The 15,554-nt window shown below is 63.2% G+C and carries 17 protein-coding genes; 9 read left to right on the top strand and 8 right to left on the bottom strand.

Annotation, left to right across the window (positions count from 1 at the left end):
* The first annotated feature begins 1 nt into the window (after position 1).
* The 5 genes from GYH29_RS03560 (at position 2) to GYH29_RS03580 (ending at position 4,255) form a co-directional block, all read left to right on the top strand.
* Complete coding sequence (locus tag GYH29_RS03560) at positions 2-853, top strand: CheR family methyltransferase (RefSeq protein ID WP_019102897.1); 852 nt, start codon at positions 2-4, stop codon at positions 851-853.
* A gap of 67 nt (positions 854-920) precedes the next feature.
* Positions 921-2,177 carry a D-amino acid dehydrogenase gene (locus tag GYH29_RS03565; RefSeq protein ID WP_019102896.1) on the top strand — a complete coding sequence of 419 codons (1,257 nt, stop codon included), beginning with the start codon at positions 921-923 and terminating at the stop codon, positions 2,175-2,177.
* Between the two features lie 115 nt (positions 2,178-2,292).
* Positions 2,293-3,501 (top strand): formate-dependent phosphoribosylglycinamide formyltransferase, encoded by a 1,209-nt coding sequence (gene purT / locus GYH29_RS03570; RefSeq protein ID WP_161523187.1) that lies wholly within the window; start codon positions 2,293-2,295, stop codon positions 3,499-3,501.
* Positions 3,498-3,890, top strand: a complete 393-nt coding sequence (locus GYH29_RS03575; RefSeq protein ID WP_231138240.1) for a group II truncated hemoglobin — start codon at positions 3,498-3,500, stop codon at positions 3,888-3,890. The genes purT and GYH29_RS03575 overlap by 4 nt, the downstream gene beginning before the upstream one ends.
* Positions 3,891-3,964: 74 nt before the next feature.
* On the top strand, positions 3,965-4,255 hold the full coding sequence (locus tag GYH29_RS03580) for a hypothetical protein (protein ID WP_152596948.1): 291 nt from the start codon (positions 3,965-3,967) through the stop codon (positions 4,253-4,255).
* A 14-nt stretch (positions 4,256-4,269) separates the two neighbouring features.
* On the opposite strand, the gene GYH29_RS03585 is transcribed toward GYH29_RS03580, so the two are convergent.
* Both GYH29_RS03585 and GYH29_RS03590 read right to left on the bottom strand, forming a co-directional pair.
* On the bottom strand, positions 4,270-4,695 hold the full coding sequence (locus tag GYH29_RS03585) for a PaaI family thioesterase (protein ID WP_019102892.1): 426 nt from the start codon (positions 4,693-4,695) through the stop codon (positions 4,270-4,272).
* Between the two features lie 72 nt (positions 4,696-4,767).
* Positions 4,768-5,127 (bottom strand): dihydroneopterin aldolase, encoded by a 360-nt coding sequence (locus GYH29_RS03590; protein WP_019102891.1) that lies wholly within the window; start codon positions 5,125-5,127, stop codon positions 4,768-4,770.
* A gap of 73 nt (positions 5,128-5,200) precedes the next feature.
* Between GYH29_RS03590 and plsY the strand changes: the two genes are divergently transcribed.
* On the top strand, positions 5,201-5,830 hold the full coding sequence (gene plsY / locus GYH29_RS03595; protein WP_019102890.1) for a glycerol-3-phosphate 1-O-acyltransferase PlsY: 630 nt from the start codon (positions 5,201-5,203) through the stop codon (positions 5,828-5,830).
* A gap of 64 nt (positions 5,831-5,894) precedes the next feature.
* Here the strand turns inward: plsY and GYH29_RS03600 are convergent, their stop codons facing one another.
* Positions 5,895-6,854, bottom strand: a complete 960-nt coding sequence (locus GYH29_RS03600) for a histone deacetylase family protein (protein ID WP_019102889.1) — start codon at positions 6,852-6,854, stop codon at positions 5,895-5,897.
* Positions 6,855-6,927: 73 nt separating this feature from the next.
* Here GYH29_RS03600 and GYH29_RS03605 point away from each other — a divergent pair, with 73 nt between their 5' ends.
* Genes GYH29_RS03605 through GYH29_RS03615 form a run of 3 tightly spaced genes read left to right on the top strand, consistent with a single transcriptional unit; the run spans position 6,928 to position 10,700 of the window.
* Positions 6,928-7,824, top strand: coding sequence for an AAA family ATPase (locus GYH29_RS03605; protein WP_019102888.1), 897 nt, complete (start codon positions 6,928-6,930; stop codon positions 7,822-7,824).
* Entirely contained in the window at positions 7,808-8,776 is a 969-nt protein-coding gene (locus GYH29_RS03610; RefSeq protein ID WP_039755735.1) for a DUF58 domain-containing protein, read from the top strand. The genes GYH29_RS03605 and GYH29_RS03610 overlap by 17 nt, the downstream gene beginning before the upstream one ends.
* Positions 8,763-10,700 carry a transglutaminase family protein gene (locus GYH29_RS03615; protein WP_161523188.1) on the top strand — a complete coding sequence of 646 codons (1,938 nt, stop codon included), beginning with the start codon at positions 8,763-8,765 and terminating at the stop codon, positions 10,698-10,700. Before GYH29_RS03610 ends, GYH29_RS03615 begins: the two co-directional genes overlap by 14 nt.
* Positions 10,701-10,752: 52 nt before the next feature.
* Here the strand turns inward: GYH29_RS03615 and rpoS are convergent, their stop codons facing one another.
* The 5 genes from rpoS to nadA all read right to left on the bottom strand — a co-directional run bounded on the left by rpoS (position 10,753) and on the right by nadA (position 15,369).
* Entirely contained in the window at positions 10,753-11,700 is a 948-nt protein-coding gene (rpoS, locus tag GYH29_RS03620; protein ID WP_019102885.1) for an RNA polymerase sigma factor RpoS, read from the bottom strand.
* A gap of 49 nt (positions 11,701-11,749) precedes the next feature.
* Positions 11,750-13,009, bottom strand: a complete 1,260-nt coding sequence (locus tag GYH29_RS03625; RefSeq protein WP_232060505.1) for a peptidoglycan DD-metalloendopeptidase family protein — start codon at positions 13,007-13,009, stop codon at positions 11,750-11,752.
* Positions 12,922-13,593 carry a protein-L-isoaspartate(D-aspartate) O-methyltransferase gene (locus GYH29_RS03630; protein ID WP_019102883.1) on the bottom strand — a complete coding sequence of 224 codons (672 nt, stop codon included), beginning with the start codon at positions 13,591-13,593 and terminating at the stop codon, positions 12,922-12,924. The genes GYH29_RS03625 and GYH29_RS03630 overlap by 88 nt, the downstream gene beginning before the upstream one ends.
* Positions 13,575-14,321 carry a 5'/3'-nucleotidase SurE gene (surE, locus tag GYH29_RS03635; protein ID WP_019102882.1) on the bottom strand — a complete coding sequence of 249 codons (747 nt, stop codon included), beginning with the start codon at positions 14,319-14,321 and terminating at the stop codon, positions 13,575-13,577. Before surE ends, GYH29_RS03630 begins: the two co-directional genes overlap by 19 nt.
* Positions 14,322-14,451: 130 nt before the next feature.
* Positions 14,452-15,369, bottom strand: a complete 918-nt coding sequence (nadA, locus tag GYH29_RS03640; RefSeq protein ID WP_039755732.1) for a quinolinate synthase NadA — start codon at positions 15,367-15,369, stop codon at positions 14,452-14,454.
* Between the last annotated feature and the right edge of the window lie 185 nt (positions 15,370-15,554).

Below are 15,554 nucleotides of genomic sequence, written 5' to 3' on the forward strand. Positions count from 1 at the left end.
AATGAATAAGCTGCCACCCGTCGTCTTGCCGAAGATCGAATTCACGCGTGAATTCGCGTTTAGCGATGCCGACTTCGAGCGCATTCGCAAACTGATCTACAAGGAAGCGGGCATTTCGTTGAACCCGTCGAAGAAAGACATGGTTTACGGCCGCCTGGTGCGTCGCATTCGCGAGCTGAAGCTTCCCGGTTTCGCCGCCTACGTCGATTTTCTGGAGTCGATCAGCGGCAAGCGCGAGTTTGAACAGTTCGTCAACGCGCTGACCACCAATCTGACTTTCTTCTTCCGCGAAGAACATCATTTCCCGCTGCTGGCCGAGCATCTGAAGAAGAAAGCGACGGCAGGCGGAGAACTGGCGATCTGGTGCGCGGCGTCGTCCACCGGGGAAGAGCCATACTCGCTGGCGATCACCGCCTTGGAGGCGGTGCCGGGCGCGCGCATCAGCGTGCTGGCCACCGACTTGGACACCAGCGTGCTGGAAACCGGGCGCAAGGGCATTTACGCCGCCGACAAAGTGGCGCGCCTGCCGCCCGGTTACGCCGCGAAGTACTTCGACAAGCAGCCGGACGGCAGCTTCCAGGCCAAGGCCCAGCTGCGCAATATGATCACCTTTCAGCGTTTGAACCTGGTGGAGAGCAACTGGTCGGTTAAACGTCAGTTCGATGCCATTTTCTGCCGCAACGTCATGATTTACTTCGATCGCGACACCCAGTTTGGCGTGCTAAAGCGCTTTGCGCCGCTTTTGAAGCCGGACGGCCTGCTGTTCGTCGGTCATTCCGAGAATTTCTATTTCGCGTCGGACTATTTCCATCTGCGCGGCAAGACGGTTTACGAGCACGCGAAGAAGCCGTAACGGCAGATCGCGGCTGGCAAGGCTAATGGGCAAGCGGGTCTTGCCCATTGGCTTTTGTGGAGAGTCGATGAGAGTAGTTGTCCTGGGCGCCGGCGTCATCGGCGTATCCACCGCCTGGTTCTTGGCGGAGAGGGGCCACCAAGTGGTGGTGGTGGACCGTGCCAGCGGCGCGGCGAGAGAAACCAGTTTCGCCAATGGCGGCCAGATTTCGGTCAGTCAGTCCGAGCCTTGGGCCAATCCGCGCGCGCCGTGGAGGGTATTGAGTTGGCTGTTGCGCGATGACGCGCCGCTGTTGTTCCGGCCGCGGCTGGATGCGAGGCAATGGCGCTGGGGTTTGGATTTCCTGCGAGAATGCATGCCGGGGCGCAGCGAGCGCAATATGCGCCAGATGGTGGCGCTTGGCCTGTACAGCCGCGATACGCTGCGCGGCTTGCGCCGGGAATTGGGCATCGATTACCAGCAGTTGCAGCGGGGCATCCTGACTTTGCTGTTTTCGCCGGCGGAACTGGCGCAGGCCCGGAACGTCTGCGAACGGATGCGCGCGCTGGGTGTGGAAAAAAGCCTGCTGACGCCGCTGCAGGCGTTGGAGAGGGAGCCGGCCTTGGCGCGCATTCAGCCCAAGCTGAGCGGCGCGTGCTGGAGCCCGGACGACGAGTCCGGCAACGTGCATCTCTTCACCGTCGCTCTGGCCCAGGCCTGTGCGCTGCGTGGCGTGGAGTTCCGCTTTCAGACGCGGATCAATGCGCTGGAGTGCGCCGACGGCGCGGTGAGCGGAGTGTCCGTTACCGCCGCTGACGGCGCTTACGGGCGGATTGAGGCAGACGCCTATGTTTTGGCGCTGGGCTCTTATTCGCCATTGCTGGCGGCGCAGGCCGGTTTGCGCCTGCCGGTGTACCCGGCCAAGGGCTATTCCGCTACTCTGCCGATTCTGGATGCGGCCGCCGCGCCGTTGACCAGCATTACAGACGAGGCCCACAAGGTGGTGGTGTCGCGGCTGGGCAACGAATTGCGCATCGCCGGCACTGCTGAGCTATCCGGCTATTCCACCCACCTTGAGCCGAGGCGTTGCGATTTGTTGCTGCAGCGCGGCCGCGCCTTGTTCGGCGACGCTTGTGATTGGGAGCGCGCCCGTTTCTGGAGCGGCCTGCGGCCGGCCACGCCGGGCAATGTGCCGCTGATCGGCCCCAGCCGCTTGAGGCGTTTGTATCTGAATACCGGCCACGGCACCTTGGGTTGGACCGAAGGCGCAGGCTCCGGGCGCGCGCTGGCCGAGATCATCAGCGGCGAAACGCCAGCGTTGGATTTTGAGTTTTGCCGTGCTTGAGCGATAGGCTCAACTGAAGCGAGTCGATGCCCGACGCATGGTAAAATCGCGCCGATTCGGATTCCCATCGTCCGCCTCCGGCGGGCTAAGCCATTCATATCCAGGAAAGATCGTCATGCGTATCGGAACGCCGCAAAGTCGCAGTGCCGTCAGGGTGATGTTGTTGGGCAGCGGGGAGCTGGGCAAGGAGGTGGTGATCGCCTTGCAGCGGCTGGGAGTGGAAACCGTCGCCGTGGATCGTTACGCCGGCGCGCCGGCGATGCAGGTGGCCCACGCCAGCCATGTGATCGACATGTCGGACGCCGCGGCCTTGCGCCGGCTGGTGGAGCAAGTGCGCCCGCATCTGATCGTGCCGGAGATCGAGGCCATCGCCACCGACGAGCTGCTGCGTATTGAGGCGGATGGCCTGGCCGAGGTGATTCCCACCGCGCGCGCCGCCCACTTGACGATGAACCGCGAAGGAATACGCAGACTGGCGGCGGAGGAGCTGGGGCTGCCCACCTCGCCGTACGCGTTCGCGTCCAGTTTGGAAGAGTTGCAAGCCGCGATAGACGACGGCATCGGCTACCCCTCCCTGGTGAAGCCGGTGATGTCGTCCAGCGGCAAGGGGCAATCCCTGTTGCGCGGGCCGGAGGACGTGGCCAAGGCCTGGCAGTACGCCGCCAGCAGCGGCCGAGTGGACAAGGGCAGAGTGATTGTCGAGGGCTTCATCGATTTCGATTATGAAATCACTCAGTTGACCGTGCGCGCGACGGACGAGGCAGGCGGTATCGCCACGCATTTCTGCGCGCCGGTCGGTCATTTGCAGCGCAGCGGCGATTACGTGGAAAGCTGGCAGCCTCAGCCTATGAGCGAGTTGGCCTTATTGCGCGCGCGCGAGGTGGCCAAGGCGGTAACCGATGCGCTGGGCGGCCGAGGCTTGTTTGGCGTGGAGCTATTCATCAAGGGCGATCAGGTATGGTTCTCCGAAGTGAGCCCGCGGCCGCACGACACCGGTTTGGTGACGCTGGCGACTCAGCGCTGGTGCGAATTCGAACTGCACGCGCGGGCCATTCTGGGGCTGCCGGTGGACGCCGCGTTGTTTAGCGCCGGTGCCTCGGCGGTGATATACGGCGGCCTGGACGAGGCGGGCATCGCCTTTGACGGCGTGGATGCCGCCTTGCGAGTGCCGGGGGCGGACTTGCGTTTATTCGGCAAGCCGGAAAGTTATTTGAAGCGCCGCATGGGCGTGGCTCTGGCTACGGCGGACACGGTGGAACAGGCCCGCGAACGGGCCAGAACGGCGGCCGCGCTGGTGCGGCCGACGACGGGGAATAAAGCGTGAGCGATGAAGTGCGGGAAATGACGCCCTATCAATTATTGGGCGGCGAAGGCGTGGTGCGTTGGTTGACTGACCGTTTTTACGACATCATGGATAGCGATCCGGCGGTCAAGCCGCTGCGCGATATGCACCCGCAGGACCTGAGCGGTTCGCGCCAGAAGCTGTTCATGTTCCTGTCCGGCTGGCTGGGAGGCCCTTCCTTGTACATGGAAGCCTTTGGTCATCCGCGGCTGCGCATGCGCCATATGCCTTTTGCGGTGGACGAGGCGGCGCGGGATCAGTGGATGTCCTGCATGAGCCGCGCGGTGGACGAACTGGTGGCCGAGGATTGGCTGAAACAAAAGCTGATCGAGGCTTTCCATAACACCGCCGATTTCATGCGCAATCAATAAAAAACTTGCAGCCGGCGCGCCAGTGTCCATGATGAGAGGAGGTTCTCGCATTTCATCTGGCGGAGATGGAGCGCATGGCGTGCAAGTTGTTGATATTGTGGCTGGGCTTGTGGGGATGCGCGGGCGTTGCTGAGGCGTGTCTGCCGCAAGCCTGGGCTTGCGCCTCGCCGTCCGACGAGGGAGGCAAATCCGCGCCCCGGAGCGCTGGCAAGGACATCACCATTGGCGGCCTGCGCTTTGAGCGCGAAGCGGTCAGCAATCGTCTGTCGTTGTCCCCGGTGCTGGACTTGAACAAGCAAGCTCAGCTGTCCTTGCGTTTGACGCCCAAGCAGTTTGGCCTGCGTTTGAAAGTGAACACCGACTGAGGCCCGCAGCCGCCTCAGCTTCCTGACAGCGGTGGAATCGAGTAGGTGCCGGTGACATGGGCCACCGGTTCTTCCTGCTCGGCCGACAACAGCAAGACCTCTCCCACCGCCAACCGTTTGCCCAGCTTCAGGATGCGGCCTTCCGCAATCACGTCCGCCGGCGGCGGCTTACGCAGGAAGTTGATGTTGAGGCTGGTGGTGACGGCCAGCTCCACCCTGCCTATCATCCCCAGCACCACGGCGTACAGCGTGGCGTCGGCCAGCGCCATCAGGGCGGGGCCGGCGATGGTCCCGCCCGGCCGGATCAGGTCCGGGTTGAAGTGCATGCGCAATACCGCGCCGCCGTCGGCAATGGACTCGGTCCGGATGCCGAACAGGCGGACCAAGGGCAGTTCCTGATCGATCAGGCTTTGGAATTCCGGGACGGATAGACGAGGCATGGGGCGCTCCAGCGCTATGACCTACACATCATCAAGCGCCGGGGCCCGGACGTCAATGCCCGGAGCTTGGACTCAGCGCGGGCGGTGGCCGCGTTCGATCAGGACGCCGACGCGTTTGACGCCGGGCAGAATGCCCAGCTTGGTAACCGATACCCTGGCCCAAGGCGCGCCGAAGTCCTCGCGGATCACCTTGGCGATGTACTCCGCCAGCGCTTCCAGCAGCAGGAAATGCTGCTCCGCCAGCGCCTTGCGCAAGCGCTCCACCACGACACCGTAATGTATGGTGTCGCCGATATTGTCGCTGTGACAGGGCGCTTCGCTGGGAATGCCGATTTCCAGGTCGATTTCAATGGTTTGCGGGGCTTTCCGCTCCCATTCGTAGACACCGATAATGGTGTCGGCGCGCACTTCGCGCAGGAATATGATGTCCATCAGTTTGTCTGGGAGTTGGGGTTTGCCGCCCGATACCGTAAAATCCGAAGCCTTCTATTCTAATGGATACACCATGACCACGACAGCTTTTGCCTTTGTTGTTGCGGCTTATCTAATTGGCTCGCTCTCGTTCGCGGTGATTGTCAGCAAGGCCATGGGCATGGCCGACCCGCGCAGTTACGGCTCCGGCAACCCGGGCGCCACCAATGTGTTGCGCAGCGGTAAAAAGCTGGCGGCGGTGCTGACCTTGCTCGGCGACGGGGTCAAGGGCTGGGTGGCGGTAGCGTTGACCGCCTGGTTCGGCCCGCAATACGGCCTGGGGGAGCAGGCTATCGCGATGTCGGCGCTGGCGGTGCTGATCGGCCACATGTGGCCGGTGTTCTTCGGTTTCAAGGGGGGCAAGGGCGTGGCCACCGCGGTGGGGGTATTGCTGGGCTTTAGCCCGTGGCTGGCGCTGGCGGCATTGGCCACCTGGTTGTTTGTCGCTTTCGTGCTGAAAATCTCCTCGCTGTCCGCCATCGTCGCCTGTGTGCTTACACCGGTATACGCTTACTTCATTGTCGGGCCGCAAAGCGTTTATTTCGGCAGCTGCATTATCATCGCCATTCTGGTGGTGCATCGCCATAAGTCCAATCTGATCAAGCTCCTGACGGGACAAGAGGACAAGATAGGCGGCAAGGGCACCGACAAGAGCTCCTCCTGAACGGTGTTCCGCCAAACATAGAGGCCGTCAATTGCGACGGCCTTTTGTTTTTGAGCAGCCAGGATCAGCCGTCGGACAGCACCCGCAGGTGGGCGGCCACGCTGCGGCCCAGCGCCGACAGGTCGTAGCCGCCTTCCAGCACCGACACCACGCGGCCGTCGGCGTAGAGATCGGCAATCTGCATCAGGTGGCGGGTCACCCACTCGTAATCGGCCTCCACTAGCCCCAGAGAGCCCATATCATCTTCGCGGTGGGCGTCGAAGCCGGCGGAGATGAACAGGATCTGCGGCTGGAAGTCGTGCAATAGTGGCAGCCAGACCGTCTCCACCGCTTCGCGGAACTCGCGGCCGCCGCTGCCTGCCTTCAGCGGCACATTGTGCATGTTGGGGCCCAGCGGCGCGTCGCCGCAATAGGGGTAGAACGGATGCTGGAAGACGGACACCATCAGCACCCTGGGATCGTCGCGCAGGATTTCCTCGGTGCCGTTGCCGTGATGGACGTCGAAGTCGATCACCGCCACCCGTTCGAACTGATAGTGGGACAGCGCGTGGGTGACGCCGATGGCCAGATTGTTGAAGAAACAGAAGCCCATCGCCTTGCCGCTTTCGGCGTGGTGGCCAGGCGGGCGCACCGCGCAGAAGGCGTTGGGCGCCTTGTCCTCGGCCACCAGCTCCACCGCTTTGACCACGGCGCCGGCGGCGCGCCGGGCGGCTTGCAGCGTGCCGGCGGACATCGCGGTGTCCGGATCCACGCGAAAAGTGCCTATGCTGGGAGAGCAGGACTCCAGATATTCGAGATAGTGCGGAGGATGCACGCGCGCCAGTTGTTGTTCGGTGACCTCCGGCGCTTCGATTTCCTGCAGCCCGTCCAGTATCTGCGAGGCCATGAGCTGGTCGCGGATGGCGATCAGGCGCTCCGGGCATTCCGGGTGGCCCACGCCCATATTGTGCTGCAGACAGTCCGGGTGGGTGATGTAGGCGGTGAGCCCAGAGCGTTGCAAGCGATTTTTCAGCCAGGTCAACACGTGCGATTCCTTGTTGCGTACAATGGGCGCGGGATATGTGATATCGATAAATAGTGCGCGTAAGCGGGTGCAAATGCAATCTCTCTCCATTGCGTATCGTCAACTGAATCAGCTGATCCTGGGCAAGCCGCAGGCGATTCGCCTGGCCTTGACCTGCTTGATCGCTCGCGGCCATTTGCTGATCGAGGACGTTCCCGGCGTGGGCAAGACCACGCTGGCGCACGGCCTGGCCGGGGTGCTGGGCCTGGAGTACCGTCGGGTACAGTTCACCAGCGATCTGCTGCCTTCGGACATTCTGGGCGTCAATATCTACCAGCGAGATTCCGCCTCCTTCCACTTCCATCAGGGGCCGGTGTTTTCCCAGGTGCTGCTGGCCGACGAGATCAATCGCGCGTCGCCCAAGGTGCAATCCGCCTTGCTGGAGGCGATGGAAGAGCGCCAGGTTTCGGTCGACGGCGCGACCTATCCCTTGCCCGAGCCCTTCTTCGTCATCGCCACCCAGAACCCGGCGGAACAGGCCGGCACCTTCCCCTTGCCGGAGTCGCAGCAGGACCGCTTCCTGATGCGCATTTCGCTGGGCTATCCGCCGCGCGAGGCCGAACTGGCCTTGCTGCAAGGCGAAGACCGCCGTCAACTGCTGGCTCAACTGGTGCCGGCCTTGCGTCCCGGCGACTTGGTCGCGCTGCAGCGTCAGGCCGCGCAGTTGACCGTGAGCCCGGCCTTGGCCGGCTATGTGCTGGCTTTGGTGGAGGCCACGCGCCGGGACAGCCGCTTCGCCTCGGGGCTGAGCCCGCGCGCGGGTTTGGCGCTGGCGGCCGCGGCGCGCGCCTGGGCTTTGCTGGAAGGGCGCGATCACGTGTTGCCGGAGGACGTGAAAGCGGTTTTTCCCAGCGTAGCCGGCCATCGCCTGTTAGGCGGCAATGGCGGCGACGCCGCCAGCGGCCTGCTCGCCCATGTTCCCATCCCTTGATCCGCGCCGCCGTCTGCGGCAATGGATGCTGCGCCGCGCGCAGCCGCAGCCGCAGTGCCGGCTGGAACAAAACCGGATCTATCTGTTGCCCACCCGTTTTGGCCTGACGCTTGGCCTGGTGGCGCTGGCGGTGTGGATAGGCGCATTGAACTACGACGTCAGTCTGGCCTACGCCTTATCGTTCTGGGTGGCCGGCTTGCTGCTGGTGGCGGTGCTGCTGGCTTACCGGCAATTGGCCGGTCTGCAGCTGCGCGCGCTGGACGCGGAGCCCATCTTCGCTGGCGATGCCGCGCGTTTTCGCGTGTTGCTGCGGCATGAGGACGACGGCGAGCGTCAACTGAGCTTGGCGCTTGAGGATGGCGTGGAGACCCGGATTGAACGGCTGCCCGGCGGCGCGGAGTTCGAGGTGGAACTGAGCGTCTGCGGCAGCCGGCGCGGTTATATGGCTTTGCCGGCCTGTCAGATCTGGAGCGAGGCGCCGTTTGGTCTGGTGCGCGCCAGCGCTTGGGTCAGGCTGAGGGCTCAGGCGCTGTTGTTTCCCGCCCCTCTGCAGGACGGCCAGCGCGGCCGCAGCCTGGGCGGCGGCGATCAGCCCAGCGATCAGCCGGGCGAGGAAGAGGACTTCTCTCATCTGGACGCGTATCGAGTCGGGGATTCGCCGCGCCGCATTGCCTGGAAAGTGCTGGCGCGCAGAGGCGCGTTGGTCAGCAAGCAATTTGCCGGGGAAGGGCGCGCCGGCTTGCTGGCTTTGGATTGGCAGGATTACGGCCGTGGCGGCGACGTGGAGCTCAAGCTGTCGCGCTTGGCTTGGCGCGTCGAGCAATGCGAGCGCCTGCGCCAACCTTATGTGCTGAAGCTGCCGACACGCAGCGTGGGCCCGCAACCGCAACAGCGTTTATTGGCGCTGACGGCCCTGGCTTTGTATCTGGAGCGCGGCGATGAGCGTCCCTGATCGCGGCAGGGTGTGGCCGACGCTGGCGGCGGTGGCCCTGAGCGCCGCGCCGCTATGGTTGCACCTGCCGTTGTGGCTGGTCGCCTTGGCCTTTGCCTTATTGCTGGGCAAGGCGGTCTTGGTCTGGCGGCGCAGAGCGCCTCCTGCGTTTTGGTGGCTGTTGCCGCCGCTGCTTTTGGCCGCCTGGCTGTCCTGGCGCACGCTCGGCACCCTGGTGGGGCGGGAGGGCGGCGTTGGTATTTTGCTGCTGCTGCTGGGCTTCAAGGCGCAGGAGTGCGCTCAACTGCGGGATTGGCGGGTGTTGATCGCCCTGGGGGTGTTTCTGGCCGCCATGCCCTTGCTGTTTGATCAGTCGCCGGTGGCTGCGGTCTGGCTCGCTCTGAGCCTGTTGGCGCTGACCGGCGCGATGGCGGCGCTGGAGGGCGCGCCGTGGCGAGGCAGCCTGCGTTCGGCCGCGTCGGCCTTAGGCCTGGCGCTGCCCTTGATGCTGGTCTTGTTCGTAGTCATGCCGCGGCTATCCGGCCCGCTGTGGAGCATGCCCAGCGAACCGGGCAGGCAGGCGGTCAGCGGTCTGGGTGACAGTTTGGCGCCGGGCAGCGTCAGTCAGCTGATTCTGAGCCGGGAGCCGGCGTTTTCCGTTGTGTTCCCGCAGCGGCCGCCGCAGCGGGCGCAGATGTACTGGCGGGTCTTGTTGCTGGACCGTTTCGACGGCAGCCGCTGGAGCGGCGGCGAGGCGCGCGGCGAGGCGGAGGAGAGCATCAGCGGCGGCGAGGCGGTGGAGTACGCGATCACGCTGGAGCCGGACAAGGGGCGCGTGCCGGCGCTGGATGTGCCGCAGCCGGGCGAGGGCGCGTCAAGTTTGCGATACGGCATGGTGTTGCGCGGAGACGGCAAGGACAGAAGGACGCAGCGCTTTTACGCCGTCAGCCGCTTAGGCGCGCGCTACCAGGCGGTTTTGTCCGACGCCGAGCGAGCGCTTTACCTGCGCTTGCCGCCCGGCAATTCCCGAGCGCGCGCTTGGGCGAGAGAGTTGGCGGCGAGCGGGGAGGGCGCTTTCGTGCAGGCCGCCTTGCAGGCGTTTCGAAGTCAGGGCTTTCGCTACACGTTGAATCCGCCGTTGTTGGACCAGCAAGACGAGATCGATCAATTCCTGTTTTCCAGCCGGCAAGGTTTTTGCGAGCATTACGCGTCGGCATTGGCATTTCTGGCGCGCGCCGCCGGTATGCCGGCGCGGATTGTCGTCGGTTATCAGGGCGGCGAATACAACCCGGTGGGGCGTTTCTGGCAAGTGAAGTCGTCCGACGCTCACGCTTGGGTGGAGATTTGGCTGGCGGGGAGCCGACAATGGTTGCGCGTCGATCCCACCGGCGCGGTGGCGCCGCTGCGTCTAGCGGACGGCGCGGAACAAGCTGTGCCGGCGTTGAAGGAAGGCGGGGTGACGGGCCTGCCGCCGGCCTGGTTGCGTAATTTACGTCAAAACTGGCAAGCGGCGGGCTTTGCCTGGCAGCAATGGGTGGTGGGCTACGACGCCGCTCGGCAGCGTAACGTGTTTCAACGCTTGGGGCTGGGGGAAGGCGTAAGCGCGACCAGCGTATTGCAGGCTTTGTTTGTCGGCGTCTTGCTGGCGGGGCTGCCCTTGGCTTGGTGGTGGCGGCGGGGCCGCGGGCGAGAGGCGCCGATGGCGCGGGGATGGAGGCTGCTGTTGGAGCAACTGCGCCGGCGCCGGATTGAGGCCAGCTCTTGCGATGGTCCTTTGGAGTTGCTGCGCCGCGCCAAACCCGGTTTGGCGGATGCGGAATACCGACAGCTGAAGGCGCTGGTGAATGATTACGTGGCCTTGCGCTATCGTTCGCGCGCCGTAGACGCCGCTCGGCATATGGACTGGCTGCGCCGCTGCCGCCGTTTTCGTCTGGCGCGCAAATAACGAAGCCCCCGGGAAACCGGGGGCTGCTGGCGGCGAATGACGCTGTCGCGAGCTACAACAGAAAGTCCTTGGAGATGCCCTTGCGGCGCAGGATGCGGCGTAGTTGTTCCAGGCCTTCAATCTGGATCTGGCGCACGCGTTCGCGGGTCAGGCTCAGTGCGGCGGCCAACTCTTCCAGCGTGCAGATCTCGTAGCCGTTGAGGCCGTAGCGGCGCTCGATCACCAGTTTTTGCTTCTCGTTCAGTTGGCCCAGCCATTCATGGACGAAGTGTTCCAACTGGCTGTTGTGCAACTGGATTTCCGGCTCGTCATGCTGCTCGTCCGGAATGGACTCGCCGATAGACAGCATCGGGTCGATATCCAGCGGCGCGTCCAGCGAGGCCATGCGCTCGTTGAGGTTCATCACCTTGCGCACATCGTCCACCGGCTTGCCCACCAGATGGGCGATTTCATCCAGCGTCGGCTCGCGGCCGATCTGGCTTTCCAGATGGCGCGAGGCGCGTAGATAAACGTTGAGCTCCTTGATCACATGCACCGGCAGGCGGATGGTGCGAGATTGATTCATGATGGCGCGTTCTATGCTCTGGCGAATCCACCAGGTGGCATAGGTGGAGAAGCGGAAGCCGCGCTCCGGATCGAACTTCTCCAGCGCGTGCATCAGACCGATATTGCCTTCCTCGATCAGATCCAGCAGCGCCAGGCCGCGGTTGATGTAATGCTTGGCGATGTTCACCACCAGCCGCAGATTGTGTTCGATCATCTTTTGCCGCGCTTCGAACTCGCCGGCCACCACGCGGCGGGCCAGAGCCAGTTCTTCCTGCGGCGTCAACAGAGCGTTGTTGCCGATATCGTTGAGGTAGATTTGGGTGACGTCGGCAACTTCTTCGTATACCGGCTGCGCTTCGCCGACTTCCTCTGCCTCCACTTCAGCAACAGCTTCCTCATTGCTTTCCTCGTCGAGAATTTCTTGCTCTTCGAGAATGTCGAGTTCGCTACTCATGTTCTACCCCCGTCTCTTTCTGATCCTGGACGGGGGCCCCGGCCGCCCGTCAGGACTTATGGTCAAGGTACTGCATCGGATCCACCGGTTTACCGAGGCGGCGGATTTCAAAGTGCAGTTTCACTTGGTCGGCGTCGGAATTGCCCATTTCGGCAATCTTCTGCCCTCGCTTGACAGACTGGCCCTCCTTTACGAGCAACTGGCTATTGTGGGCGTAGGCCGACAGGAAGGATTTATTGTGCTTGATGATGATCAGCTTGCCGTAGCCGCGCAGGCCGGTGCCGCTGTACACCACTTTGCCGTCTCCCGCCGCCAACACCGGCTGGCCGCTGCGGCCGCTGATGTCTATGCCCTTGCTGCTATCGGAATACCCCCGGATCATCTTGCCTTCGGTAGGCCATAGCCACGGCACCGCGTCTTCGTCCGCTTTCGCCGCGGGCTTGCTGGCCTCTGGCTTGCCGGACGGCGTCGCCGCCGGGGCTTCGGCCTTGGCCGGAGCGCTTGCCGCCGCCGGCGAGCCGGCGGAGCTGATCGGGGCTTGAGCGTTCTTGTTGTTGCCCGGTCCACCCTCGCTCTGGGCGGACAAGGATTTTGCTGCTTCTGCGCTATAAGGCAGTTTCAGGGCTTTGGGGTAGGCCTTGACACCGCCAGCTTGGACAGTTGCGCTTTCCACCGGAGCGCTTGACTGGGCCGGCGCGGCGGCCGCCGTCGGCTGGCCGGCGCTGGCCGCCGGGGAGGCGTCTCCGCCGGGCGGGGTCAAGCGCAGCACTTGTCCTACTTTGATATTGTTGTCCGGCAGGTTGTTCCAGGCCGCGACATCCTTGTATTTCAGGCCGTTGTTCAGGGAGATGCGGAACAGATTCTCCCCCGGCTGAACCACATGGGTCTTTTCTCTTGTTGTCGCGCCCGCTGCCGAGGCGGAACCTATCGGCGCGGCGGACACTCCTCCGTTATCTTGGTACGGCGTTGCCACCGCCGCACCGCTGCCGGTTGTAGCGACGGGCGCCGAAGGCGGCGCGTTGCGAGTGGCGGCAGGTGTTGCGCTTTCCACGGGGGCCGGCTGCTGGACGATGCTGCTGCATCCGCTCAGAGCGATGCCGATCGAGGCCGTGAATATATATGCATAGCTGCAATGCATTTTTAGCATACTTTTGTTTTTTATAGTCTGTTTAAGTGATTTGATAAATTGTCGGACAAAGAAACTGTTGTGTTTTTGCAGTTTTAACTGCGTCCGGCAAGCAAGGGTACGAATTTCACCGGGTCCAGCCGGCTTTTCTGCAGGCCTTGCGCGGTTTTCTCTATCAGCCACAAGTACTGTTCCTCTTCGCCTATCGGCATGATCATGCGGCCGCCGTCGTTGAGTTGTTCGACCAAGGCCTGGGGAATGTTGCGCGCGGCGGCGGTCATGATGATGCCGTCGAAAGGCGCGGCCTCGGCCAGGCCGAAGTGCCCGTCGCCGTGAACCAGGCGGGCGTGTACCAGCTTGGCGGCGCGCAAATTGCGTCTGGCTTTGTCAAGAATGACGCCCAAGCGTTCAATGGAGTAGACCTCGGCGCCGGTCTTCAGCAGCACCGCGGTCTGGTAGCCGCAGCCGGTGCCGATTTCCAGAACCTTGCCCGGCTTCTTGCCATTCAACAGGATTTCCGTCATCCGCGCCACGGTGAAGGGCTGGGATATGGTCTGGCCGTGGCCTATGGGCAGCGACACGTCGTCATAGGCGCGGGTGGCCAGCGCCTGGTCTACAAACAGGTGACGCGGCACGTCCGACATCGCGGTCAGCACGCGTTCGTCGGCCACGCCGTTTTGGCGCAATCGCTCGACCATGCGGCGTCGGGTGCGGTCGGAAAGCATGCCGTAGGCCGGCTGGCCCGGCGTCAGCTGTGGTGTAGCCATGTTTTGATTCCGTCTAGTTGGCCATAGGCGGTTAAATCCAGCATCAGCGGCGTCACTGAAATATCGTTGTTGGCCAGCGCGCCGAAATCCGTGCCCGCGCCGGCGTCCTGCACGTTGCCGACCGGTCCTACCCAGTATATCGTCTCGCCGCGCGGATTCTGAGACTTGATCACCGGCTGCGCGCAGTGGCGGCGGCCCAGGCGGGTGACGGTCAATTGGCCCAGCGCTTCCGGGGCGATGTCGGGCACATTGACGTTGAGCAGCACCGGCTCGCGGAACGGGGTCCGTTTGCAGCGTTCCACCAGTTGATCGACGACCAGCCCGGCGCTGGCGAAGTGCTGGCCGCTATAGCCCGCCAGCGACACCGCGATGGAGGGGATACCCAGCATGAAGCCCTCGGTGGCGGCGGCCACGGTGCCGGAGTACAAGGTATCGTCGCCCATATTGGGGCCGTGGTTGATGCCGCTGAACACCATGTCCGGTTTGAAGTCCAGCATGCCGGTCACGGCGAGGTGCACGCAGTCGGTGGGAGTGCCGTTGACGTAGTGAAAGCCGTTGGCGGCCTTGCGCACGGTCAAGGGGCGATCCAGGGTCAGGGAGTTGCTGGCGCCGCTGCGGTCCCGCTCCGGCGCGACAATGACGACTTCGCCATGGCGGGACAGGGTTTGCGCCAGCATGGCCAGTCCCGGAGCGAAATATCCGTCGTCGTTGCTGATGAGAAACTTCATGCTGTCTTTCTATTGTTTTGGCCGGCAAAGGTGGCCCGGCTGATTGTATCGCTCCAACGATGACGCGGAAAAGTCCGGCGTGGAAGACCGATAAACAAAACCCGCCGGTGGGCGGGTTGGGGAAGGCGGCTCAGGCGTAATAACGCTGGCTGAATTCCAACATGCGCTCGATCGGCAGCCGCGCCGCGTCCATTTGCTCCCGGCTGAGGTAGTCGATGCGCAAGCCCACGCCCTGTTGCGCGCGCTTCACCGCTTCTATGGTGTTCATCTTCATGTACGGACAGGAGTTGCATTGGCAGCCGGCGTAGATCGGCGCCTGGCGCAGGTCCAGATCTGGGCGGGCCAGGCCCATGTTGTAGAGGATGCCGTCTTCGGTAGCGACAAAGATCACCGCGTCGGAGCTGCCGGAGAATTGCTTGACCCAGTTGAGCATGCCGGAGGTGGAGCCTACGTAGTCGGCCTTCTTCAGCACCGGCAGCGGGCTTTCCGGGTGGGCGATCAGATATTTTTCCGAGCCGGCAACCGCGAAGGCCTCGTCCAGCGCCGCTTCGTTGAATTTGTCGTGCACTTCGCACACTGCCGACCACAGCGGCATGTTGTAGCCGTACTGGTAGTTGAGGTAGCCGCCCATATTGCGGTCCGGCGAGAAGATGACTTTTTTGCCTTCGGCGTACAGGTGGGCAATGATGTCGTCGACATTGCGGCTGGTGACGATCCAGTCGGACAGCGCTTTATGCTCGGCGCTGGAGTTGATGTAGGACACGTGCACGTGATCCGGGTGCTGCTTGCGCCATTTGGCCAAGGCGGCCACGTCGGTCTGGGTCACCAACGAGCAGGTGGAGCCCGCGTCGGGCAGAATCACTTCCGCCTGGGGATTGAGAATTTTCGCGGTTTCCGCCATGAAGCGCACGCCGGCAAAAACGATGATGTCGGCATTGGCTTCCTTGGCGTACAAAGAAAGCTCCAGGCTGTCGCCAACCTTGTCGGCCATTTGCTGGATTTCAGGCTGGGTATAGTAATGAGCAAGCGTGACGACGCGTTTCGTCATGATGGATCGACTCCCGCCGCCATTCGGCCTCTGATGTAACCAGAGCGTGGGCGACTTTGTGCGGTGCAGTAAAGAGCTATTGCTAAACAGTAAAGATTAACAATATTGTAGTGTCCGCGCCAGTCCATTCTTGTTAGGCCGCTCGCGGCGGAGCGGAGCCAGATGGATTCGGCTTGCCGGAGGTC

The organism is Chromobacterium haemolyticum (assembly GCF_009936155.1).
Taxonomy (GTDB): Bacteria; Pseudomonadota; Gammaproteobacteria; order Burkholderiales; family Chromobacteriaceae; genus Chromobacterium; species Chromobacterium haemolyticum.